Here is a 24,459-nt window from a genome sequence, read left to right on the forward strand (position 1 = left end):
TGTCGCGGACGCGGCAGACGAGGTCACGCCCGTTCTGTCCGTGCGCGCCGGCCACGGCATCGGTGCCATACACCACCTTGAGCCCGGGCGTCGCGCGGTAGCGCTTCACGAGCGCCTTTCGCAACACGAGCGCGTTCTCCATCGCCGCGAACCCCGCGTCGTTGTAGTTGCCGATGCCGCGGAAGCGTTCCTTGTGATCGAGGTAGTTGCGGTTCACCAGCTCGCATTGCGGCTCGAACCAGGTGCCTGCCGCCGCCATCATGCGAAGCGCTTCGTCGTCGACGAGCACGCCGTGGACCACTTGTGTGCATCCTGCGCGCACCGCCGCCTTCGCGGCCGAAGCGGCATGGGCGTGGACGATGGAACGAAGGCCCAGCGCCTTCGCCTCGCCGCACGCCGCGTCGAGCTGCTCCTGGGTCATCGTCTGTCCGCCGCCATCGCGGATACTCTTCGACGCGAAGATCTTGATCACGTCGGCGCCCTGCTCCTTGAATCGCCGCACGATCATGCGCACGGAGTCGGGCGGACCGGCGCGCTCACTGAGCGAACCGAGCGAGGTGACGATCCGGGGGCCCGCGAGCACCCCGCGTGCAACGGCGTCGCGTACCGGTGCGTCCTCCGGCCCTCCGACGCTCTGCACCGTGGTGAAGCCCGCCTGCAGCATCCGCTGCGCGTTGCCGGCAGCGTTCAGGATCGCGGTGCGTTCGTCGTCTCCGTCATTGGCCTGATGCAGCTTGCCTTTCGCCGTCACGTACCAGCCCAGATGCACATGTGTGTCGATCAGTCCCGGCGCCAGCACTCGGCTGCCGAGGTCGATGTCGGCGCGTCCGGCGCGGGCGCGCACCGCCTCGATGCGGCCGTCGCGCACGACCACATCCATGTTGCGACGAACGGCGCCCGTGCCGTCGATCAGCGTGGCCGTGCGGATGACAACCGTCCCAGCGCTGGTGGACTGCGCCGGTGCAGGGAGCGCGACGATTGACAGGAGGCTCGCGGCGATCAGGATACGAGAACGGGTCATGGGAGCTCGATGGGCGGCAGGAGAATCACGGGCGGTTCCCAAAATCGCCCACGCATGTGAAAAGCGCGAGGAGCCGTCTAGGTTTCGCCCTTCCCCCGTCGTCCCCCGCCGCACGCTGATCGCCTTGCCTACGCCCACCACACTGACCCTCCCCGCGCTGCTCACGATGCTCTTACTGGGCGCAGCCACCCTTCCGGTGGCAGCCGGCGCCCAGCAGGGCGATGAAGTTGTGGCGTCGCCGGTGCGCGACTACCCCATCGATCCGGAGCGTGCACCGAGGCCGACGATGCACGCGGTGCGCACGTCCCTCCCTCCCGTGATCGACGGTCGGCCCGACGAGCTGGAATGGCTGCGCGCCGATTCGGCGACCGACTTCGTGCAGCAGCTGCCCACTACGGGCGCAAAGGCGCTCTACCGCACGGTCGTTCGCGTGCTGTACGATGCCGACCATCTGTACGTGAGCTCGATCAACTACGACCCCACGCCGGGCCGCGCCATCACGGCGGGGATTCAGCGCGACTTCGCGTCGTCGAACAGCGACGTATTCGCCGTCGCACTCGACACATACGGGGACCGGCGGAATTCCTTCCTCTTCATCGTCAACCCGAAGGGCGCAGTTCGCGATGAGCAGACCTACGACGATTCGCGGACGATCGTTGAGGCATGGGAAGGTGTGATCGACGTGCGTACGGCGAACGTACGCATGCCCTCTGGCGATTCGGCGTGGACCGTGGAAATGGCGATCCCCCTGCGCACCCTGCGCTTCGACGGCACGCGCGATGTGCAGGACTGGGGACTCAACTTCCTGAGACGCGTGCGGCGGGTGAACGAGTCCTCGTACTGGTCGCCCCTGGAGCGACAGTATCGCGTGCATCGCATGTCGAAGGCGGGTACCCTCACCGGCCTTCAGGGGCTGCGGCAGGGGCGCAATCTCCAGATCAAGCCGTACATCGTGGCGTCGAATGCGCAGGGAGCACAGGTGCTGCCCGGCGCGTACGGCACGAAGTCCGACGTGGGCGGAGATCTCAAGTATGGTGTGACACCGGCACTGACTCTCGATCTCACGTACAACACCGATTTCTCCCAGGTGGAGGTCGACCAGGAGCAGGTGAATCTCACTCGCTTCTCCCGTTTCTTCCCCGAACGGCGCGACTTCTTCATCGAGAACGCCGGCGCGTTCACTTTCGGCGACGTGGAGGAGCGCAACTTTCGCACGGGCGCCACGCTCCGCGACTTCACCCTCTTCAACTCGCGGCGCATCGGCATCACGCCCGACGGCCGTCCCGTCCCCATTGTTGGAGGAGGACGCTTGTCGGGTCGGGCCGGCGAGTGGAACGTGGGACTGCTGGGCATGCAGACCCGCTCGCTCGACACGATTCCCGGCGAGCAGTTCGCCGTGGGCCGTGCGCGCCGCAACGTGTTCGGCAATTCCGACGTTGGCGTCCTCGTCTCGAGCCGATCCGGTAACGGGAGCTACAATCGCAGTTACGGCGCCGATGCCAACCTGCGCCCCATCCCGAACATGGTGATCAACTCGTACGTCGCCGCCAGCGATGCGCAGGGTGACAGCGCGGACGGCTACGCGGCTCGCACATCGCTGGGCTATCGCGGCCGGCTGTGGAACAGCTCGGCGATGTGGAAGCGCGTGTCCGACCGATTCGATCCCGGTCTCGGCTTCGTGCGGCGACGTGGCATGCAGCAGTTCTTCGCCACCACCGGCGTGCACGCACGCCCCACGCTGCCGCTCACGCAGGAGGTGAATCCGTATGTGCAGGCAGACTACATCACCGACCTGTCGAACGAGATGCAATCGCGCTCGCTCCAGGCCGGCCTGAACCTCTCCTTTCGCCCGGAGGGTCAGGTAGGGGTGGAGCTGTCGGATGAGTTCGACCGGCTCGACGCCCCGTTCACCATCTATCCGGGACAGGTGATCACGGCCGGGAGCTATGCGTGGCGCGACGCGACGGCGCACTACAGCACGGGCGACGGTCGGCCGCTGTCCGCCACCCTCAGCGCGACGGCGGGCGGCTTTTACGACGGCACGCGGCGCGCGGCGACGACGAGCCTCGTCTGGCGGGTGCTATACAACCTCAGCCTCGAAGGCTCGGCTCAGCGCAACGACGTGACGCGCGGTGCGGGCGCGTTCACTGCTGACTTGGCCAGCCTGCGTGTACGATACGCATGGTCCACGAGCCTGTTCGGCAGCGCGTACACGCAGTACAACAGCCAGACGCGGGCCTTCGTGACGAACGCGCGCATCAACTTCCGCTATCGTCCGCTGAGCGATGTCTACCTGGTGTACACCGAGCGGCAGGACACCAGGAGCTGGGTGCGCAACGAGCGCGTGCTGGCGCTGAAGGTCACGCACATGACTGCCTTCTGACGCTTCCCAGCGTAGCTGCACCACCGCCCAATGTTTCATGTGACGTAAACTGGTGCGTCATTATTCCAGTTCGCGGCATATCATCCGATTCGTATTGCAATCTCATCGCACCGGCCCCTGCATGCCGGGAGCAGTGAGAATGTCGTAGAGCGCCATGTTGAGGTAGAAGCTCGAACGCCCCGCTTTCTCCTTCACGAGGAATCCTGCGGCGGAGAGCTTGTCGAGATACTTCGTCGCCGTCAGTCGCGAGACGCCGAGGTCATCTTCAACAAACTGGATCTTCGTGTATGGATGCGAGAAGATGTTGTTGATCAAATCCTGGCTGTAGATCTTCGGTAGCTCCTGACGGATTCGATGCTTGTAGTCGAGAAGCAGGCTCTTGATGTCTGCCACGGTCCTGATGCCATCGCGTGCAGACTCCGCCACTGCAGTGAGCATGTAAGTCACCCACTCCTCCCACGCATCGTGTTCCCGCACAGATTGAAGGAGCCGGTAGTATTCATCCTTCGTGCGGATGATGTACCGGCTCATGTAGAGAACCGGCACATCGAGCAGGCCTTCCTTCACCAGGTAGAGCACGTTGATGATTCGCCCTGTGCGACCATTCCCGTCGTAGAAAGGGTGGATGGTCTCGAACTGGTGGTGAATGAGCGCCATTCGGATCAACGGATCGACGGCTAGCCGCTCCTCATTCATGAATCGTTCGAGGTCGGACATCATGGGCAGGATGCGGTCCGGCAGAGGCGGAGTGTAGACCACTGCGCCGCGTTCGTTCTTGAGTGTGGTTCCTGGCACTTTTCGGAAACCAGCCTCGTTCATTTCCAGTGCTGCCTGGATGCGGAGGATGTGGTTGTTGCTGAGCACGCCTGTTTTTCGCACTTCTTCGAAACTAACTACCAGCGCCTGACGGTAGCGGAGGACTTCCTTCACCGCCGGGCTCGCACCGCTTTCGGGCATGAGAGCATCCCGGAAAAGCTCGTCATGAGTAGTGACAATGTTCTCGATGGCCGAGGAGTCTTTTGCCTCCTGCATGCCGAGGGTGGCTACGAGGATGTTCTGGTTGGGGATCGACGCGGAGACCCCTTTCAGCTCAGCGAGCTGCCGGTTAGCTCCCGCCAGCGCCTTGAGCACGCCGACTGTTTCGAAGCGCTCCGGCTTCAGGTGATGGAGCGGTTGAGTTGGCACCCGTGTCTTGGTCAAAGGTCTATGCATATCCATAATGATATGTATAGAAAATCAAAAAATCTATACATATTGTGAGAGACATGCATAGTATCGGCGTCTTTTCGATATCAATCGACCGTCGATCAGCCATCGGTACTCCAAAAACGCCCACCGACCGCCCCATGCTCCCAGGTTGTTCACGCCCGGGGCCCAGACGCAGATGCGTAATCGCGTCTTCTGGTGTGATCGGCGGGAGGTCCATTGAGACCGGCGTGTTAACGGTTGGTGGTCTGTCAGCCTAACGCCCGAGTGGCAGCCATCGTTAGCTCGCGTCCAGAATCCGCCGTACTTGATCTCGGAGCGCCGGAATCTTGGTTTGTAACACATCCCAGACGATGTCGAGGTCGACCCCGAAGTAGTTGTGGACGAGGCGATCCCGCATCCGCGCCATGGAGCGCCACTGCACATCCGGATTCGCTTCGCGAATGTCCGCCGGCACCCGCTTGGTGGCCTCGCCGATGATCTCGATACTTCGCACGACGGCGCGTTGGACCGTGGGGTCCTCCTCCAACTGCGCGCGTGACAACCCGGCGCTCACGCCGACGAGATAGTCTGCCTCAGCAAGAATGTGCCGCAGGAACTCACGCGGCTCGTACGACATCCATGGCTTCCGCGAGGATGTGCGGCTTCAGGAAGGGGGACAACGACTCCGGGGTCACCAGCTCGACGCGATGGCCAAGCACGCGCTCGAGGAGGTCGCCGAGCGCAATGAGGTGGTCGTAGGACTTCTGACCGGGGACGAATTCCACCAACAGGTCGACGTCGCTGTCGAGGCGCGCCGCGTCGCGTCTAACCGACCCGAATAGCGCCAGGCGCTGCACCCCCAACCCGAGAATCTCGGCTTGGGCGCTCGTCAGGCGGGCCTGCACATCGGAGCGGGAGGGCACGGACGCGATCATACCCAAATCTAGCCCCAAGCGTCAGGAATCTGGGGGCCCCGGGTTACGCCGCGACGTCCACGTAAGTCGCGCTTGATCGCGGTGGAGGCACCGGCTCGCCTGATTCGCGCAATCCTTCAAGGTGAAATGCAACGCCTTCGCGCATCGTCTTCTCTACCTCTTCGCGAGTAAATCCGGTTGCAATGCAGCCGGGAAGATCAGGAAGAAATGCGGAGTACCCCGTTGCTGATTCCTCGATGATTACTAGATATCGGCTCATAAGTCGTCCTCCCGTGAGCACTCGATGCGCCTGCGTGAGTATGCTCTTCAATGTACGTGGCGCAACGTCATCGTTGCCAGATGTCAACGTTCAGTAGAAATGTCCTCTGGTGCGTTCAGTAGACGTGTCCTCTTGGTTAAGAGAGTAATTCCCAATAGGGGCGGGGTGTGCAGCTTGTCCGGCTCACGGATTCGTGGTGACTATGCGTCTCTTCTTCCGGACAGAATTGCGAAGCACCTCAGCGACGCGGTCGTGAGCGGGGTTGTCGTTGTCGACGAGCGGAAATCACCCGCTGGTATATACGTCATGAGGCAGGGAATCAAGCCGTCGGTCGCGCTCCCCCGGAGCTCAGCCGCACTGCCGCGGCGACTGCCTCCTCGAACCCCAGGCTGGCTCCCTCTGCCGAGGCAGGTTGGACATTGCCCTCGTCGAGCGAGGGGTTTCCGATATAACGGTCGAGAAGAACATTCCAGAAAGTTCCCTGCACCTCGACGCCGATTCGCTGCCATTCGGATTTCGCCGCAGCAACGAGAGGCAGAGAATCAGGATTGTAACCAAGCCCGGCCAACGACATCCCGACTCCCTGAACATCGAAACTCATCTCCAGCCTGTCGCCGAGTGCTTGTGCGAGCACGAGGCTTTTCCCATACAAGCCGAGGCTCTTCGCGCAATCACCCTCGATGAGCGCGCAGTCCGCGAGGAAATGCCATCCGAAATGTTCGCTCCTCTGGTCGCTGTGCGCGCTGGCGAAAGCCAGAATTTCCTTGGAAAGGCGACGGGCTTCGCCAACCTTCGACAGGGCGACCTTCACCTGCGCGAGCGCTACCTTTGCGCGGACGATCATGGCCGGATCCTTCTGCTCCTCCTGAGTGCGCAGGCATTCAATGAGAGTGACTTCGGCTGCATCGTAATCGTTCGCCAGGAATTGCGCCCAGCCAATCCCTTCGAGCGCGAGCGAAACTTCCCCGGGATCGCCGGCCGAGCTCCACATCTCGACCGCCTCGCGCATGAATCTCAGCGAGCCGGCTCCGTCTCCCTGCCATCCAACCATCAATGCCATTCCCCATAGTGCGCGGGCGCGCGAGCGCGATGGAGGACCCGGCTCAGCCAGCGCCGCCGTCATGTGCTCACGGCCTTCGCCCAGATGAGAGCGTGCCCACCAGAACCATCCGAGAGCCCCGGCCAGCCTGAGGTGTGTTTCGGGCCCGCCATCCCGTGCGGAATCAAGCGCGTTCCGCAGGTTGTCATGATCCGCCTCGAGTTTCGGAGCCCAGAAACTCTCTCGCGTATTCCGCTCAGCATACGCCGCCTCAGCGAGCGCGGTGAAAACTGCGAGATGCCGTGCGCGCGCATTCTCCAGCTCGCCGGCATCGATGAGACGCTCGCGCCCATATTGGCTCACCGTCTCGAGCATCCCGTAGCGGGTTTCGTCGGACCCTTCCTCAGGCTGGACGATCACGAGTGACTTGTCGACAAGTCGTCCGACCGTCTCGAGTACCGCAAACTCGTCGGCGCCCGGTTCGCACATGCCCATCCCCGCCGAGAGAGTCCAGCCCCCGGCGAAGATCGAGAAGAACCTGAAAAGGCGCCGCTCGTCTTCGGGGAGCTGCTCGTAACTCCACCGGATTGTCGCGGTAAGCGTCTGGTGCCGCGGCATTACGCCGCGGCTTGAGCCGGAGAGGAGCCGGAACCTGTCGTCGAGACGCGCCCTGATCTGTTCGGCGCTGAGCACTCTAGTGCGCGCGGCAGCAAGCTCGATCGCCAGAGGAATTCCATCCAGCCGCCTGCAGATCTCCGCGATCGCTTCCGCGTTTGCTTCCGTTAACGAGAATCCTGGGGAGGCCATTACTGCGCGGTCCGTGAAGAGCCTGACGGATTCAACGTTCGACAGCTGTGCCGCATCGATCGTCTTCCCGCGCGGCGGGAGCGCAAGCGGCTTCACCGCCACAATCCGCTCGCCACTTATTCCGAGCCCTTCGCGACTTGTCGCAAGGATAGCCACCGATGCGGACGAGGCGAGAAGCGTGTCCGCGACGTCAGCGCACGCATCGATCAGATGCTCACAGTTGTCGAGGACGAGGAGTGTTTTTCTTCCTGCCAGATGCTCGCGGACGACATCGAGAGACTCCTTGCCCGGAGTTTCGGGCAGCCGGAGCATCGATGCGATCGTCGCGGGTAGAAGCACAGCTTCGCTCAACGGGGCGAGATCGACTACCCAGACACCGTCGGGAAAGTCGGGAAGCAGGCTTTGCGCGATTGCGAGGCCGAGCCGGGTTTTACCTGAGCCACCGATGCCCGTCAGGGTGAGCATGCGCGTCTCGCGCAGCATGTCGGCGCACTCCCGAATTTCCTTCTCCCGACCGATGAAACGTGTCCGCTGGTGAGGGATGTTGTTCGGCGGCCGGCCGACCATGGCCAGCGACTCGGGCATAGTCGAATAACGTGCCGTCGCTGCCGCCGACAATGCTTCGGCGAATCGCACTGCTGTTGCCTGACGATCGTCCGGGTTTTTCGAGAGCGCTCTCGCGATAGTGTCTGAAACCGCTCCCGGGACCGACGGAGTGAGGTCCGTGATGGCGGGAGCCGGCGTTGCGACGTGCGCCGCGAGGACTGCTATACCCTGTGTTCCGGGGAAAGGTGGCCTGCCGGCGAGCATCTCGAAGAGGACGCAAGCCAGGGAATAGATGTCCGAGCGACCATCTACCGTGTCTCCCGTCGCCTGCTCCGGGCTCATGTAGTGCGGGGTGCCGACGACGAGTCCCGATTTAGTGAAGCCGGCAGCCTCGGGCTCTACTGCCGCTGTCATTGCTCTGGCGATTCCGAAATCGGCGACGACGGCGATGCCGTCGGCGAGCAGGATGTTCTCCGGCTTTATGTCGCGGTGGACGATTCCGTGCCGGTGAGCGTGCGCGAGCGCGCTGGCGATCTCGCGCGTTAGACGCAGCGCTTCGTCGAGCGGAAGGGTTTTCAGCCGGTTGAGGTGCGCCCGGAGTGACTCGCCTTTGATGTATGGCATCACGTAGAAGAGCGTGTCGCCCTCGACACCCGAGTCGAACAGCGCGACGATGTGCGGGTGGTTCAGTTGTGCCGCGATCTCGATCTCGAGCAGGAAGCGGTCGTGGGCGATCGCGGCAGCGACATCGGGTTTGAGGACCTTTATTGCGACATCACGCCGGTGCTTGAGGTCCTTCGCCAGGTAGACCGTGGCCATGCCGCCGCGCCCGAGCTCGCTTTCGATCCGGTAGCGGTCGGCGAGGAGGCTTGCGAGTCTGTCGGGAGTTGCTTGTGACAAGGTGGGCATGGCCAGGTGATGAGGCTGGTCAATTTGCGGCGGGGTTTCCGGGGAAGCCAGCCGCCGGGTGCTCGATGTCAACGTTCAGTAGAAATGTCCTCCGCTCGCGACACACCACCTCTGTGTCCAAGATCCGCCAACGAGCGCCCCGCTTCGTTTCGTGCCTCAGCCAGAAGGTTGCCAACACTGCCGTCGACGACTGCCTGGCTGATTTCTTCCGGACTGTAAACTCGAGCGCCCTCCAGCGGCGGTCCACCGACGATATCGCTATCGCCCACCTCAGTTAATAGATGCATAAATGCATCATCAGGAAGGTGAGCAAGCTTGAGATTCTTCTCGACCTGTCTTTTCGTGCGCCTCATTTCACACTCCCGAAAACAGCGATGCCCGCTTTGTAAGCGACAATGACTTCGAGGCCAATCCGCAGCTTCTCAATATCCGCGGCGTTGCCCGAAAGTGTTACCTATTGTGAGTTCTCTATAAGATGTCACCCTGTTTCTCTAAATTCTGTCACCCTCTGAGGGGTGGCGACGAGGATGTTCTGGCAGGGCCCAGACACAGATGCGTAATCGTGTCTTCTGGTGTGATCGGCGGGAGTAAGGGCCTCACCGAAAGGGTCGAATAGTCCGGTCGAGGTGCCCGACCTACGCCGCGACCGCTGTCGCCCTCACAGCCGCAAGTGCCGCCAGTAACGCATCAATCTGAGCAGTGCTGAACAGCCCGTCCGGCCCGTGCGGCGTCAGGTCGGTGAACGGCGACTCGTAGAGCCGCGCGGCCTCCATCACGCCATGCTCGGTGAGGTGGTTTACGATCAGATTCACGAACTCGATCTGGCTCGCACTCCAGGTCTTACCGTTCAGAAATCCGCCCAGCGCACTCTTCGCCGCCTCGCGATCCATCCCAACAAGCGACCGCACGAACAAGCCAAGGCCCTGCGATTCGCTCTTCGCGCGACCAATCTCGTCAGCCGCGCCAATTCCGCTCTCGACAAGCATCCGCTCGAGCTCGTCGAGATCCGACACCGTGAGTGCCTTGTTCGACCGCAGCTTGTGAATCGCGACGTGATCCTGATGCGCACGCAGAAACGCCTGCGCCTTCGCCCTGAACTTCGCGTAGTCCGTGCCTTCCCCGAATCCAGGAAGTACCACGTCAGTCTCGCCACCCATCTCATCCGCGAAATCGGTGTAGATCGGCTTGCGCTTCTGCTTGTCGATGAACTTCACGAGATCGCGCATCCGCCGGCGAACGATCTCAAGCATCGGGACCGTGACATCCTCCCACCACTCGTCGGTCTGCACCTCCTGAATCAGCGCCATTTGGTCCCGGACCATGGGAATTGCGGGTCTTTCTTCCAGCAGTTCTGCAATCGCAATGACCTTATCGCGCAACCGCTCGAACCTCGGCTCGGCGCGAAGGCGTGCCAGTTGCAGGTAGAGTATTAATAGATCGAAGCGCTTCGCCTCTTCGGCCTCTGCTTCACGCTCCGACGGTAGTCCCGCGACTTCCTGCGCAAGCTCCGACAACGACTCGGCGGAAAGCACCGTCCACGCCTCCGGCCTGGCGTATTTTTCAACCACCCGGCGCTGCGGGCGAATCACAAAGTTATCGAGGTTCATCGCTGCCACTTCGTTGTGAAGTCGCTCGCTAACAGACCGCCGCACCTGTGCACCGCTGCGAGGATCCCCGTAGGTGGCCGGCGGTTCCTTCACGAGAATTCGCGACGCTTCACCATCGGGGGTCTTGTCCAGCTCGCCGATAAGCTCGAGGCGAGTCGTGAACAGACGCTTGCCAAGTGATGCGCCAACTGACCCGTCGGTGGTGTCAGGATTCTGGCCGAAATACTCGAGGTTCTGGCAGTAATCGAACAGGTAGAAAAACTGCTTGTGCTGCCCGGGGCCAAACAGGTGCGGGGAGAGCCGTGTTCCACGGCCGAGCATCTGCCAGAACTTGGTCTTCGACCGAACCAGCTTGAAGAACACGAGGTTCACGACCTCCGGCACATCGATGCCCGTGTCGAGCATGTCCACCGACAACGCGATGTGCGGCGATTTCTCCCTGTTCGAGAAATTGTCGATCAGGCTTTGTGCATACTCGGTCTTGAACGTGATGACGCGCGCGAACTCGCCTTTGTAGTGCGGGTAGTTCACATTGAAACGGTCGGCAATGAAGTCGGCGTGGGCCTGGTTCTTTGCGAACAGGATAGTCTTGCCGAGACGGTCGCCACCCGCGACCGTCAGACCGCGTGTCATGAGGTGCGCGAGCACCTTGTCCACGGTGTCCTTGTTGAAGAGCCACTTGTTGACCGCCTGGGCCTCAACACGATCCGGCACGTCGCCGTCTTCATCCCATTCCAGCGCGTCCCACTGGTCCTTGTCGTCCTCCGACAGCTCGTCGTACATGATTCCTTCACGCTGGAACTTGAGCGGCACCGAAACAGCTCTTGGCGGAACGAGAAAACCATCGCCCACTGCTTCCCCGAGCGAGTACGCATCTGTAGGTACGCCATCTTCGAGATCGAACAGCCCGTAGGTATTGCGATCCACTTCGTCCTTTGGTGTTGCCGTAAGCCCGACCAGCAGCGAATCGAAGTAGTCGAAGATCGCGCGGTATTTCTGGAACACCGAACGATGTGCTTCGTCGATGATGATGAGATCGAAGTGACCGACGCCGAAGCGACGCTGTCCTTCGCGCGTCTCATCGATCCTCCCCATCATCGTCGGATAAGTCGAGATGAAGACGCGCCCCTCGCCGTCCTTTTCCGTGACCAGGTTCACGGGTGATGCATCGGGCAGGTGCCGCTTGAATGCATTCACCGCCTGATTCACCAGTGCTACTCGATCAGCGAGGAACAGCACCCGCTTGGCCCAGTTGCAGCGCATGAGCAGATCGGCGAGCGCGATCACCGTGCGCGTCTTGCCCGCGCCGGTGGCCATCACCAGCAGTGCCTTGCGGTCGTGATCCTGCTCGAACGACTCGGCGATGCGGCGAATGCCGCGCGTCTGATAGAAGCGCTCGACGATCGTTGGATTGATATCGGCACCCGCGAGCGGCTTGCGACTCGTGCGCCGCTGGATGACAAGCTCCAGCTCGGCTTTTTTGTAGAAACCCTGCACCGCGCGTGGCGGGTAGTTGGCGTCGTCCCACAACCAGTGGTCGTAACCGTTGGAGTAGAAGATCAGCGGGCGCTGGCCGAACTGTTTCTCCAGGCAGTCTGCGTAGAGTTTGGCCTGCTGCTGCCCCGCGCGCGCATCGCGACGCGTACGCTTGGCTTCGACCAAACCCAGCGGTTTGCCGTCGTCACCCCATAGCACGTAATCCACGAAGCCCTTGCCCTTGTTATTGGGCATGCCGGCGATTTCAAACTCCCGGTCCCGCGGTTGATCGAGCGGCCAACCTGCTTCCTTCAGCAACAGGTCGATGAAGTAGTCGCGGGTCTCGGCTTCGGAATAGTCGTGCGCATCGGGCTGCGCGGTGGCCGACTTGCGAGCGGCGGCTACCTCCGCGCGCAGGCGCGTCAGCTCTTCATCGAGCGTGGACTTGTCAGCCAGTAGCGCAGCGAGCTTCTCGTCGCGCTCGCGCAGGGCGGTTTCGAGTTGAAGCAACTGCTCCGCGGTTTGCCTGGGCGCCGCAGTCGCTCGGGGCAGCGCGTTCGCGTCGAACACCAGGCCGGGCGCCGGACGCGCCACGCGGCCATAGGTTCGGCCGAGCCAGTATGCCACATGGAAGAGTTCGCGCACGGCAACCAGCGCGTCGTCCGTTGGGATTGCACGGTGGCTGTGCACTGCGCGATTACCGAGCGAGTTGATCACGCGCGCTTTGCTGAATACAGCTTCGCCCGCTGCCTGTTTGAAGGTCGGGTCGTGGATCAGCGCCGAGAGGTTGTCCTGGTAGGGGAGCTTAAGCGCGGGGTCGTGCTTGTAGACCCAGGCCACTGCCAGCTCGAGCGCGCGACGGGAGTAGAAGCAGGCCGTGCGCGGATCGGCGTGGACTGCGGCTTCCGCCTTGGTGGCGGAGTCGAATACAGTCGGCCATTCGCGCTGGAGGAAGGCGAACTGGGTCACGGTCCTCGCCTCGGGCGCGCACCCTCGGTGTCTGAGCTTGGTGTCACAGCTTGGCACAGCTCCGTGTCATAGCTTGTCATTGTTTCATGCGGCGACTCGTTGCCGGTCACAACCCGGATTGAACTTGGTGCGTTCCGGCAGTCACCGTGAGCGCCTTGCTGGCTGCGTTTTTATCAGGCGGTGTCATCCGAAATTAGCGCGACGCGCTATTCCAGGATAACAGTTCTCATAATATCGATACCGAACGGGCCAGGCTGGCGAACTGAACATCGCAATAATGGCCAATACAGCGAAGAGTGACACTTGACCTAGATATAGGTCATTTGGCATATTTATAGGCCATCAACCGAGAGGACGCGCTGGGACTGCTCACCGACCCCCTGGATACTGCGCTTAGCTCTACCAGTAAGGTGCGGCTGCTTCGTTTGCTGATCCAGCAGGATCGGACAGTGTCCGGTCGCGAGGCTGCGCGACTTACGGGGATGAGCAGGACAGCCATGCTGGCGGCCATCGACGACCTGTCAAAGCTTCGCCTGATTCACAGAGATGAATCAGGACGACAGTTCCTCTGCCGGATCAATCGCGATCACCCTTTGGTCGAGGCAGCGCTTGTGCCTTTGTTCTCCGCGGAATCAACATGGCCGACCATGCTATTCGCGGCGATTCGCAAGGGACTAGCATCTTTCGGAAAGACCGCCATCAACTCTCCCACCACGAGGAACTTCGGGATAGTCGCGGCATGGATTTTCGGAAGTGCGGCGAAAGGGACTGACAAGCCCGGGAGTGATCTCGACGTGTTCATACTGATGGAGACGGAAAAGTCCGTCGAGCCGATGGTCGATCATGTTTCCGAATGCCTCCCGATCTGGCACAGGGAGTTTGGGACAGACGTGCGACCTGTCGTCATGAGTCTCAAGCGGGTGAGAACTGAATTACGCGATCAAAACAACTTCCTCATAAACGCGATACGATACAGCCGGATGGTCAGCGGCGAGATACCTTTCGAACTCAAGCATGGTAAAGCGAACAGCGACGCGAAGAGTAGATAGATCTCAGGCTGCGAACTATGCCGAAGCCGGCCGGGTGTTCCTTGCCAGCGCGCAGGCACTGTCGGATGTTGCCGACGAGGGCGCGCCTTATGGGAACGCTATCGCTTTGCTGGCTATACATGCTTCAATCAGCTACACGGATGCGCTATCGATCGCCTATGGCGAGCGGAAGAGCACCGACGACCACGCGAGAGCGATCGACACATTACGGTCAATTCTCGGTCCCCGGCTGCCACCTGGTCGAGCGAAACAGCTCGGCAAGGTCCTCCTCGAAAAAGACACCGTTTCGTACCAGGGGTCGTACTACACGATTGAAGATGGACGCAGGATTCTGCACACCGCTGAATTGTATTGTCGGTGGGCGAGAGAGCTATTCGAGGAGCGACCCACGGTTTGACATTGCGCCGCGGTCGCGGTCTAAAGGCTCAACGTAAACAAGCGCTTGAAGTCGTGGCCTGACTTCGATGTGGGTGGTGTGATGCGCCTCCAGCAGCAGCGCATGCTGGCTCATGCGTTCGATCCGCGTATTCGACGAGTTGCCCCCTCGAAAAATCGCGCGCCCGCTCGATGGTGGTGAGTGACGCCGTGATCGGGTGCGAGATTGTGAAGAGTGGCGCGAGGGCGGGCACGGCTACAGCTCTCCCCGGAAGGCTCGGTGCTGGAGAGATGAGAAGAGGGTGTCAAGTTCTAGGAGGGAGGCACGGTAAGCAGATTTCAGACTGCTAACTCCGCTCGCGCGACTGGCAAACTCATGCTGGAGAGAAACTGGTGGACGTGGGATCAGCAACTCTCGTCCATACTGTTGCGCGTTGATATTGGGTTGCGCAACCACGCGCTGGCGCACTGACACCCACGAGCGGTAAGCAGCGGAGCGCGTGAACTCAAATAGGTATTCGGCCGACAACTTGTCGGCCTTCGGGCGAAACCGAATCATGTAGCCAGCGAAGACACAATCGCCGTGTATTGGCCGATGAATGTACGTCTTGCCAACCGTCGCGCCCGAGCGGGCGAACAGGACGTCGCCCGCATCGAGCAGATAGCGCTCCCAGTCCCGTGCATCGCCGGACGGTGACACCTTCTCTGCAGCAAGCTCGCCGCCCTCGGTGACATCGGTTATCCGCACGTACCGCGGTAAATTTGAATCGTACTCCATCGACGCTACACCCGCACCGTACTCGCCAGACAGGCTGCACATCTCAGCAAGCGGTGCTACCGGCCAGCCCTTCGGATTCGTGGCGGGGTCGCCGAACATGTCGAGGAAGATTGATTGGGTGAGGGTGTCAAGTTGGGCGAGAGTGGCGCGGCGCTTGGCCCGCAGCGCGTCCGCCCGATCTAGCACGTCCGCAATTCGCCGCTGCTCAGGGAGGGAAGGAAGCGGCACCCGAAGAGCTTTTAACGTCGTCGCGTTAACCCCGGGTTGTGCGAGCCCCCGCGCACTCTTCGTGATCTGTGCCCAGTAGCTTGGGGTTTGAAAGAAACGACTGACGAAGCTCGGCTCTGCGGTATGTCCAAGTCGGACGCGAATTAAGTAGGACGCGAACACCGTCTGCCTCGGACAGTCGCGGATGAGAAAACTCTTCCCAGTCGTGGCGCCAGTTCGCGTGAACACTATGTCGCCCGGCTTGAGCTGCGCATCGGATGCAGATCGCGCGTCGCACTCGCACCATGGCACACTGTCCCAATTCACAGCGCCGTCCTGAATGTCTGTAATGCGAAGGAACTTTGGGCCGACAGGCCGCTGCGAAGCCGAGGCGGTTACACCATACTCCACAGACTCTGTGAGGTCGCCAAGCGCAATGGTTTTCCACGCAGTCACTTGAGCATCCCCTCCAATTCCTTCATCCCTTGCGTGATCTCCTCCTCCAGCTTCGCGAGCTCAGCAAGGATCTCCTTCGGCGCGCGGTGTTCGATCACCTTATGCACCACTTCCTTGTATCGATTGAGCGAGAGGTCGTAGCCCTGCGCAGCGATGTCGGCCTTGGACACGCAGAAGCTCTGCGCAGTGCGCGCCCGCTCGCGCTCGGCGCCGTCTCGCCGCGCCCAGCGCGCCAGCACGTCGGGAAGGTTGTTCTTCGTCTGCTCGTCCTCAATCAGCGCAGTGCGCGGCGCTGGACCAAGTTTGTCTTCTGACAGTAGCGGAGTGCGCTTGTCGTCGAGGCTCCAGCCGTCGGCGTTGACATCGTAGAACCACACCTGATCGGTGCCACCGGAGTTGGTCTTGGTGAAGAACAGGATCGCGGTGGACACGCCCGCGTAGGGCTTGAATACGCCGCCCGGAAGCGACACCACCGCATCGAGCTTCTGCTCTTCCACCAGCAGTCGCCGCAACTCCTTGTGCGCTTTGCTCGAGCCGAACAGAACGCCGTCGGGTACGATTACAGCAGCGCGGCCGCCGGGTTTCAATAGACGCAGGAACAACGCGAGGAAAAGCAGCTCGGTCTTCTTCGTCTTGACGATCGAAAGCAGATCCTTGGCGGTGTTCTCGTAATCGAGGCTGCCGGCGAAGGGTGGATTGGCGAGCACCAGCGTGTAGGCCTCTTCGTCGGCCGCGTGATCCTGCGCCAGCGAGTCGCGGTAGCGGATGCCCGGGTTCTCCACCCCATGCAGCAGCATGTTCATGCTGCCGATGCGCAGCATGGTGTTGTCGAAATCGAAGCCGTGGAACATGTGGTGGTGGAAGTGATCGCGCAGCTTCGTGTCGTGCAGAAGGTTCGGCCGGTGCTCACGCAGATACTCGCCCGCCGCCACGAGGAAGCCCGCCGTGCCGCAAGCCGGATCGCAGATGAGATCGGTCGGTTGCGGCGCCGTCATCTCAACCATGAGACGGATGATGTGGCGCGGTGTGCGGAACTGGCCGTTCTGTCCGGCGCTGGCAATCTTGCCGAGCATGTACTCGTAGAGGTCGCCCTTGGTGTCGCGGTCTTCCATCGGCACACCGTCGAGTAGGTCAACCACTCTGGCCAGCAGCGCAGGAGTGGGGATGGTGAAGCGCGCGTCCTTCATGTGGTGCGCGTAGGTGGAGTCGTCGCCGCCCAGCGTGCGCAGGAAAGGGAAGACATGCTCACCAACGACCGCATACATCTCCGCTGGCGCCTGGTGCTTGAAGCGTGACCAACGCAGCTCTTCGTATGGGAGGCCGCCGTTCCTGCCGATGTCGTCCTTGCCCGTGGGGAAGACGCGGCGCTCCATGGGGACCTTGAGCCGGGCGGACTTGTTCTCCTCCAGCGTGTGCAGGTCGTCGAGACGGCGGAGGAAGAGCAGGTAGGTGATCTGCTCCATCACCTCAAGTGGGTTGGAGATGCCGCCCGACCAGAAGGCGTTCCAGATCTGGTCGATTTGGGACTTGATGGCGCCGGTGATCATGTCATGGTCATTCCTTGTTAGGCACTTGGCCGCACCAATTGTTGGGGATGTTAATCAGCGCCTGGCGTCGGGGTCAGCCGTTGTTGATGATCGGGAACCGTGCTAGGTCCGTGGCGCGCATAACTCTCCAAGCAAGTTGCTGCTCAAATTCACATCGCGAATGGATTACCGCATTGCAGAATGATGAGCCCATACTTTATCGCCAAGTTTTCAATCGTCTCGGGATCATTGAATCCCACGTAAGTAAATTCAAGCTCCCCGACTCCGTCGGAAACTCTTGTGATGGTTGGGAAAACCCCAATTCGCTTGATAAGTTCTGCCTCGAAAGCACGCACATTACTGTTCACACCCTTGACTCGCACTGGGAACCGATACCCCCCGTCCTCGTCTTTCGCTGCGGAGTCCTTGGCTATGCGATACCGATGATAGTTGAGGCGCCGCTCGTAACCGGCTGGCAGGTTGATGTACTTAGGCCGTTCACCTTTCTCCTCACGTCTGCGAGTTTTCTCCGGTATTAACGGCGATCCGCGATGAATAGGTTCGAGATCCACACTGTCCGGACCAATTGTTACTTCGCATCGTAGGATCAAGAAGTCGGGACTACGACGCTCCATTATGTTGTCTGCTTCCAGTTTGAGCTGTTGTCCAGTTCGTGTGTTGGTGAGCTGGATCCTAGTTGGTTTGTGGATTACGCTGTCGAGTCTCCACTTGTCATCAACCTCAGCTAGAGATTGACCTGGGGAGTCTTTTCCGAATGGTTTCGGTCGCAACCGAAACAGAAGGCCGACATTCTTGGTTAATTCCTTGGCATTCATGAGAATCTGATCCGCGCGTACGTGGCGTACCGCATTCAAGGCAGTGCATGGTGTTGAAGGCGTGAGAGACGAAGCAACCAACAGAGTAAGACTCAAGTCAGTTTCAGCGCAAGTTGGGGTTATCCACAACACCCTAAGCCACTTTGCGAAAATCTGCGCTGACGAAAGCCACGAACCCAGCATCGACCTTGGAAGTCCCAAGTACCGCGGCAGTTGTCTATGGCCCTGCGGCGCATACAGCTTGTGCTCAATGTTCAGCACCCTTTTCTGACGAACAACGCGCATATCAACGGGCGCTGTTCGATCCTTGAAAGAATGCTGCGTCGAAATTGCAATGCAACCGCGAAGATTGCGCAGTCGTGGTGAGTTCGTGGCGATAAGACGCCAATATTCGTTCGCCGCCTTCTTGTCGCTTTGCAAGTGTCGCGGCGAAGCACTCAGTGAGCAAATCTTCTTGGAGGCGCGTGAAGCCGCCGATGCGGCAGAGCAGCGTATCATTAGAGTCGCGGGCCACACGTGCCATCAACAGGAAGCTCCTGATGCTGTATAAACGCTTGCGTTGAGCTGCGAACGCTCCAATGAAACGCGGCGGCGGAGCCGCCGGTACCGACAGATCTGCGTTCGACTGCTCCAACGCGTTAGACCGCGTGTGCCTCGAGTGCGGACACGAGGTCTTTGGGCAGAAGCAACGGGTAGGCTCATCCGCGGCGAGATGGTCCCGCCTCTTACCCACCTCTCGAGGCCCAGGTCGATCGCCGAATCTACCTCTCGATGATCTGGTTGACGGGGAGGCTTTACCACAGTGCTGGAAAGTCGTCGACGCGACTGAACCGACTTGCCGAGATTTGTGCAAGACCAACGGCCGATCTCAATTGCGCCTAAGTCGGGTTCGCGTTAGGGAGAGACTCGAGAAGCTCCCGAAACGATCATGGACCGAGACGAATAGACCGTCCGGTGGTTCAACTTGGCCAACGATCACTAACAGAAATCCGCTGAGCGCATGTTTAGATCTGCAGACTGAGTCCGAGATGCTGGCGATGTCGAGGCCAGACGGACCCGGAAGCGCCTCGGGGTGCGTGTGCCAATCGCCCACATAGTGAAGGCCTTCGCCATGGCGGCTATCGATCTCTAGTTGTTCGGCCGCCCGATCGGGAACGTAACTCGTTCTCGTACGTCTGTCGGTGCGACGTGGTCCCGTCGCCTCCTCGATGATGATGTGGGACAGGGAGAGGCGAGCAAAAAGCTGTCCGCCCGCTTCCCGTTGACGCCAACGCATCTGTCTATATCTCCGGAACTTCTGGACGACCTTCTCAGGCAAGACGAGAACTTGGCCCGAACTTCCGATCGGGTATTCGAGCATCACGCACACGTGGGGCAGTCGGGTCGCCGTTCCCATGGCCGCTTAACCAGCGAATTGGCTGTCCCAGGGGTTGCAGTCCAAGAGCCGCCGCACGCCTTGAGGAATTCCTCCTCGCCGCTCCAGACCACTTCCGAGGATTGCGAGACGTCCTGGGTAAGGTATGTCAGAGTCACGCCTGCTATCGCAGAAACGACATGCCCAAGCGCGACTGCGCCGTACGGTTGGTAGTTCGCGCCGCAGGCGGGCTCCTGGCGAACCGTTGCAGCGTTCCAGCTTGTCCTGGTCGATACTGCAACGCCCACGTTGCTCATGCCGCAATTGAAGCAGCCGCCCTCACCGCAGATCGCTACCGCATGTCCCGCGCAAGCAAAAGGCTCGGTCCATCCGTATACGATAGGAAATCGACGGCCGCTCGCTACGTGCCACTCGTTCAATCCACCCTCTGCCTCCCAATCGCCCATCGCGCTGAAGATCAGGGTCGCCGTTGAATACACGTCAGGCGACGTACGCATAACGTCTTGCCATCGTCGGGGGTGAGCCGAGATGTCGCCAACGTGGGGATGATCCCTTCGGATATGTTCGGTGAGCGCTTCCGCCTTGTTGCGGCCGACGGATGACGCGCCGAGGGGATGTCGCGTCGTGTTGGCCCATTTTAGGCTGTCAGGATCTATCAGCGTCATGTTCGACACCCCGGCCTGAATCAGCGCCAAGGCCACGGGGGCACCAACAGAGCCGCAGCCGAGAACAACAACGCGGGCGGCGAGCAAGCGCTCAATGTGAGCGGATTTATTTCGACCGAGAATCCAGTCGGTGTCGACACGCTCGACCGGCGACCATACAACTTGGCCTCCGGCAACGTAGCGCTGAATAAGCATCCGCGCGGGCATCTTGCCTGGCCTAAACCCGTCTTGGACAGGGTTCCGGCTGCGGCCCTTCGGATAGGTTTTGGCAAGCGGACGCCACGCACTCACCACGGCAACGCATGGTCCGTTCGACGTGGGAGCGCCGAGCGCGATTACGATCCGATTCGGATTCGCCTTCACCAGCCGCTCGAGAATCTCGATTCCACCTGCGGACCGGACCAGTTCCAATAGAGCTCCCCCGCTGGCCGGGTACTCCGCGGGCGTCAGCGCAGCATCCAGCCAGAGAAAGAGTCCACCAGACGGCAAGTCGTCGACATCCTTTTCACCGCGACGGTTTGTGAGCCACCGCGAGATGTCTTGATCCGAATCGGCCAGCAGGGCGAATGGTTTCCCGTTCCACACGCGAATTGCCCTTGTCGGCTGCGCAGGAGCAAGAAGGCTGTAGAAGGCCTCGTGCTTCTCCGGCAGCGCCCAATTCCAGTACGACAGAAACTCCTGTCGAAAGTCGTCGGTATTGGAACCTGCAACGCACTCTTCGATCAGCTCACACGCAGAGCCGATGGTCACACGCGCAGCACCCGCAGGATTTGTCGGATCGACTGCGGCCGTACCCGGCAGGAGACACAAGACGCCGTCGCGCTCGACGTGTGGCCACGTCAGAAAATCCGGTCGGTCGATGAGTGCCGCGCGAGGGGCGGAGCGCGGGAACCATTCATCGACGAGGAGATCAAGCCGCCGTGTGCCGTCGCTGAACTGAATCGTGAACCGCCAGCCAGCGACAAATCCGCGTCCCTCGTATACTCGCAACTCGGTAGAACCGAGTTGCACGGCCGAACCCGGAAGCTCTCGGAGCCACGCCGAAACAGCAGCCGTCGCGGACTGAAAGCCTCGCGCCCCGCTCACCCCTACGCGTAGCGTCCGCCGCCCTGCTTCTGGACAGCGTCGCGTGCTCCTTCAGATTGGCCTGACTCGATCAACAGCCCGGCGCTCAGGACTGAAGCAGATCCGGCCGTCGCGGCTTGCGTGCTCTCCTCGAAGCGATTGCTGAAGAAGTCGGTGTTGAACACGTTGTCCCAGCACTTCACCGCCTTCTCGCGCGTGCAGTTTGCCTCGATGAGCGGCGCCAGCCAGTTGATCGCATCCGACAGACGGTCCTTCAGGTTCACCGCCTTCGGATCTTTCTCGCCGTTGGTGATCGTCTCGTTCAAGGTCACCGGATGCTTGACGACCAAGTCGAGGTTCAGACGATCACGAATCGCCTTCATCGTGTCGTAGAGGGCGGCATCTTCTCGGTTGACGTTGCCACGGAAGCACTCCGCGACCAGCTTCGTGATTCCGAAGCCGCTCAGGAGCCTCCAGCTGTTTCGGCTCTTAGCGAACTTCTTGATCTCGCGCGTAATACGGCGGAGCTGACGACCGTTACTCGTGTCGCCGCTCTGACGATTGTTCTCTGTGTCGAACCACTTCGTAACATCGCGCGCGTCCGAACGCTTCCACTCGCTGCTCGCGAGCTCGTAGTGCACGCTTTCCTGCCCGAAGGCATCCCTTGTTACGACCCGTCGATATACCGGAATGTCGATGTGGTACCCAGCGTCGTAGACGACGCGCACGCAGTTCTTCCGAACCTCAGGTCTTGTCTTGAAGCAACCGTCATCGGCTGCGTCTCGAACCATCTGCCGCGCGTCAAGCGGCGACAGATCGCCCCCCTTCGGCCCAACGAGATCGGTCATCTCGAAGTAGACGCCGTCGTCGATGTCGTAGTTGTTCTCGGGATGCTGGGTCATCGTCCTCATCGCGTACGATCCCTGACCCTTGAATTCGATAGGTCTGGGGTTGCTCGCGTTCTTCAGGCCTTCCTTAACGCGGTCGCGGTTGGCGTTGCGCCGGTCGCGCATGGCGGTGCGCTCGGGCTGCGGGAGCGTAATTTCATCGTCGTGATACGCCAGGATGTCATCTTCGCAATCGAACATAGCATTCTCCTCAATACTCAGCGTCCGCGTGCTTGAAGTTCGGCTCCCACAGCGAACGCGGCATGGGTGCACGACGTGGTTTCGTTACCTGATCCTTCAACCGGCCTTCGTCACCTCAGCGGCTGGCGCATCGGCAAACAGCGCGGTAATGAGCCGTCCCTCGCGACTCCCTGCATCGGCACACCGGCTGTTGGTCATGTCAGCGTCGGTGCGGGCCTGATTAGCGAGCGCATCTATTGCCTCGGGCCTGGTATCGTCGAGGTCCAAGTACGGAAGCAGAGCCGCAGGCACTTGATCCCGCGGAAACCGCAGGATTTCGCAAGGCCGGTTCAGATGCTTCACCAGCATCTTGGCGATGTTGTCGTATGCAAACTCCTGGGCGTCGACCGACAGAGCTGCAGCGGCGCCGCCGAATTTCCAGCCTGCGAGGTCGCGGTGGACGTCGGTCCTGGCGACCTGTTCACCTGCCGGGCGCGGACATGTGCCAAGGCAGAAAATCTCGATCGGCTGGTCACGCGGGGACATCGCGAGGGCATCGACGAGGCCCACGAGCACCGGGTTGTTGGCCCACAAGCCGCCATCGACAAACGCGCGGCAACCTTCAACGCCTCCGTCAACGCAATCGACGATCGCGATTGAGCGATACACCGGTGCCGCCGTCGTCGCCAGGCAAACATCGACGAGCCGTGTAAGATCATCGCGGTGATTCGTCGTGGCTGAAAGGTGCGGCGTCTTGAACACCCAACTCCGGTGCTGACTCAGCTCGACGGCGGCAACCGCAAGAGCGATTCCACGTCGTTCGTAGACTTCGGCGAGCGTTGCATTCCCAAATCGGTCGTGCAGCGCCGCCTCAAGGGCCTTGGAGCCCGATCGCAAACTGCCTTTACGGGCGAGTAAGTCGATGCCAAGGTCAACGCCAGCACGCTGAGGCAGGCGACGAGGAAAAATGGCGGGGCCATGCTTCCTGTAGAACTCAACGAGGTCGGCCGGGAAAATTCCAAACGCCAGTGCGCATGCGATGATGCCGCCGGTGCTTGTGCCAACGATCAGGTCGAACGCGGCGCCCACGTCGATCGCTGGAACATCCCGGCGGCGCGCGAACGTGGCGGCGAGCGACGCGAGGTACGCGGCGGTGTACGTCCCGCGCATGCCCCCGCCGTCCAGACTCAGTACACGGAACGGCCGGACTGTCATGAGTACGACCTATACTGAAGTATTGACTTCTGTTTCGTCGGTTTCATTGAAACAGAATGTAAGAGGGTGCCCAAGGAAATCAAGCCGAAGATACGCCGAATTGCCTGATCAGCCCGAAACTCGGATTGAGTAGTAACGGTGTTCCCGCCCCCCGCTGGGCGACGTGCCCTCAACGCGTTCGAGCAACCCAGCCCGCCAAAGGGTCGTGAGTCGGCTTGAGGCCGTGGAGAGGTTAAGGTCCGCAAAAGTCGTCGATGCGACGCGGCCCTCGGACCATGCCTTCTCCAGCGTTGTGAACTGTTCGGCGGAAAGTCGCTTCCCAAGCACAGTGGGGTGAAAGGGGTCATCCGCGACGAGCAACGCCTCCCCTCGTTTTTCGAGCGCGAGGGCGAGGTTTTCGCGAATGTCGGGGTCGGTCAGACCCCTCGCGATGAACAGCAACTTGGGGCGGTGCTTTCGGAGCGTCTCGACCACGGCCTCACGCTGGAACGAAACATCCGAGCGGGTTAGGCCAGAATAGTCGATCGGCACCAGGGTGCCGTCACTTTGGTTAAGCAGCTCAAGGTTGATGCGGCCGAACACCCACGCGCCAAACTCTGTGCCCCAGGCGTCTTTTTCGTCCAAATAGGCCTGAAGCACGATAGGGAACTCGTGCCGATTCCGTTTCATCGGTTGCATCGAAACAGAACCTACGCGAGGTGACTTG

At 60.9% G+C, this 24,459-nt stretch carries 19 protein-coding genes; 3 read left to right on the plus strand and 16 right to left on the minus strand.

The features are described from left to right. Window positions 1-1,021, minus strand: a 1,021-nt coding sequence (locus tag WKF55_10730; GenBank protein ID MEJ7760049.1) for an amidohydrolase family protein, incomplete at its 3' end; no start/stop codon positions are given. Between the two features lie 124 nt (window positions 1,022-1,145). Here WKF55_10730 and WKF55_10735 point away from each other — a divergent pair. Next, entirely contained in the window at window positions 1,146-3,404 is a 2,259-nt protein-coding gene (locus tag WKF55_10735) for a DUF5916 domain-containing protein (GenBank protein ID MEJ7760050.1), read from the plus strand. A gap of 102 nt (window positions 3,405-3,506) precedes the next feature. On the opposite strand, the gene WKF55_10740 is transcribed toward WKF55_10735, so the two are convergent. The 7 genes from WKF55_10740 to WKF55_10770 form a co-directional block, all read right to left on the minus strand. Further along, window positions 3,507-4,616, minus strand: coding sequence for a Fic family protein (locus WKF55_10740; protein ID MEJ7760051.1), 1,110 nt, complete (start codon window positions 4,614-4,616; stop codon window positions 3,507-3,509). 274 nt (window positions 4,617-4,890) lie between these two features. Beyond that, window positions 4,891-5,229: a DUF86 domain-containing protein gene (locus tag WKF55_10745; GenBank protein MEJ7760052.1), complete on the minus strand. Its 339-nt coding sequence runs from the start codon at window positions 5,227-5,229 to the stop codon at window positions 4,891-4,893. Next, entirely contained in the window at window positions 5,210-5,527 is a 318-nt protein-coding gene (locus WKF55_10750; protein MEJ7760053.1) for a nucleotidyltransferase family protein, read from the minus strand. The genes WKF55_10745 and WKF55_10750 overlap by 20 nt, the downstream gene beginning before the upstream one ends. Before the next feature lie 43 nt (window positions 5,528-5,570). Beyond that, on the minus strand, window positions 5,571-5,786 hold the full coding sequence (locus WKF55_10755) for a type II toxin-antitoxin system HicB family antitoxin (GenBank protein MEJ7760054.1): 216 nt from the start codon (window positions 5,784-5,786) through the stop codon (window positions 5,571-5,573). A 319-nt stretch (window positions 5,787-6,105) separates the two neighbouring features. After that, window positions 6,106-9,078 carry a protein kinase gene (locus WKF55_10760; protein MEJ7760055.1) on the minus strand — a complete coding sequence of 991 codons (2,973 nt, stop codon included), beginning with the start codon at window positions 9,076-9,078 and terminating at the stop codon, window positions 6,106-6,108. Window positions 9,079-9,155: 77 nt separating this feature from the next. Then, window positions 9,156-9,440 (minus strand): hypothetical protein, encoded by a 285-nt coding sequence (locus WKF55_10765; protein ID MEJ7760056.1) that lies wholly within the window; start codon window positions 9,438-9,440, stop codon window positions 9,156-9,158. Between the two features lie 282 nt (window positions 9,441-9,722). Next, window positions 9,723-13,139 carry a DEAD/DEAH box helicase family protein gene (locus WKF55_10770; GenBank protein ID MEJ7760057.1) on the minus strand — a complete coding sequence of 1,139 codons (3,417 nt, stop codon included), beginning with the start codon at window positions 13,137-13,139 and terminating at the stop codon, window positions 9,723-9,725. Between the two features lie 482 nt (window positions 13,140-13,621). Between WKF55_10770 and WKF55_10775 the strand changes: the two genes are divergently transcribed. Further along, complete coding sequence (locus WKF55_10775; protein ID MEJ7760058.1) at window positions 13,622-14,188, plus strand: nucleotidyltransferase domain-containing protein; 567 nt, start codon at window positions 13,622-13,624, stop codon at window positions 14,186-14,188. After that, complete coding sequence (locus WKF55_10780; protein ID MEJ7760059.1) at window positions 14,154-14,585, plus strand: hypothetical protein; 432 nt, start codon at window positions 14,154-14,156, stop codon at window positions 14,583-14,585. The genes WKF55_10775 and WKF55_10780 overlap by 35 nt, the downstream gene beginning before the upstream one ends. Before the next feature lie 234 nt (window positions 14,586-14,819). Here the strand turns inward: WKF55_10780 and WKF55_10785 are convergent, their stop codons facing one another. The 8 genes from WKF55_10785 to WKF55_10820 all read right to left on the minus strand — a co-directional run bounded on the left by WKF55_10785 (window position 14,820) and on the right by WKF55_10820 (window position 24,422). Next, window positions 14,820-16,004 carry a restriction endonuclease subunit S gene (locus tag WKF55_10785; protein ID MEJ7760060.1) on the minus strand — a complete coding sequence of 395 codons (1,185 nt, stop codon included), beginning with the start codon at window positions 16,002-16,004 and terminating at the stop codon, window positions 14,820-14,822. Continuing rightward, window positions 16,001-17,551, minus strand: coding sequence for a class I SAM-dependent DNA methyltransferase (locus WKF55_10790; GenBank protein MEJ7760061.1), 1,551 nt, complete (start codon window positions 17,549-17,551; stop codon window positions 16,001-16,003). Before WKF55_10790 ends, WKF55_10785 begins: the two co-directional genes overlap by 4 nt. A gap of 149 nt (window positions 17,552-17,700) precedes the next feature. After that, entirely contained in the window at window positions 17,701-18,366 is a 666-nt protein-coding gene (locus tag WKF55_10795) for a hypothetical protein (protein ID MEJ7760062.1), read from the minus strand. A gap of 286 nt (window positions 18,367-18,652) precedes the next feature. Then, on the minus strand, window positions 18,653-19,000 hold the full coding sequence (locus WKF55_10800; protein MEJ7760063.1) for a hypothetical protein: 348 nt from the start codon (window positions 18,998-19,000) through the stop codon (window positions 18,653-18,655). 725 nt (window positions 19,001-19,725) lie between these two features. After that, a complete protein-coding gene (locus WKF55_10805; protein ID MEJ7760064.1) occupies window positions 19,726-21,417 on the minus strand; it encodes a ThiF family adenylyltransferase in 1,692 nt (563 codons plus the stop codon). A 77-nt stretch (window positions 21,418-21,494) separates the two neighbouring features. After that, window positions 21,495-22,559 (minus strand): cyclic GMP-AMP synthase DncV-like nucleotidyltransferase, encoded by a 1,065-nt coding sequence (locus tag WKF55_10810; protein MEJ7760065.1) that lies wholly within the window; start codon window positions 22,557-22,559, stop codon window positions 21,495-21,497. 96 nt (window positions 22,560-22,655) lie between these two features. After that, window positions 22,656-23,753: a patatin-like phospholipase family protein gene (locus WKF55_10815; protein ID MEJ7760066.1), complete on the minus strand. Its 1,098-nt coding sequence runs from the start codon at window positions 23,751-23,753 to the stop codon at window positions 22,656-22,658. 108 nt (window positions 23,754-23,861) lie between these two features. After that, complete coding sequence (locus WKF55_10820; protein MEJ7760067.1) at window positions 23,862-24,422, minus strand: hypothetical protein; 561 nt, start codon at window positions 24,420-24,422, stop codon at window positions 23,862-23,864. Between the last annotated feature and the right edge of the window lie 37 nt (window positions 24,423-24,459).

This window comes from Gemmatimonadaceae bacterium (genome assembly GCA_037721215.1).
Lineage (GTDB): Bacteria > Gemmatimonadota > Gemmatimonadetes > Gemmatimonadales > Gemmatimonadaceae > UBA4720.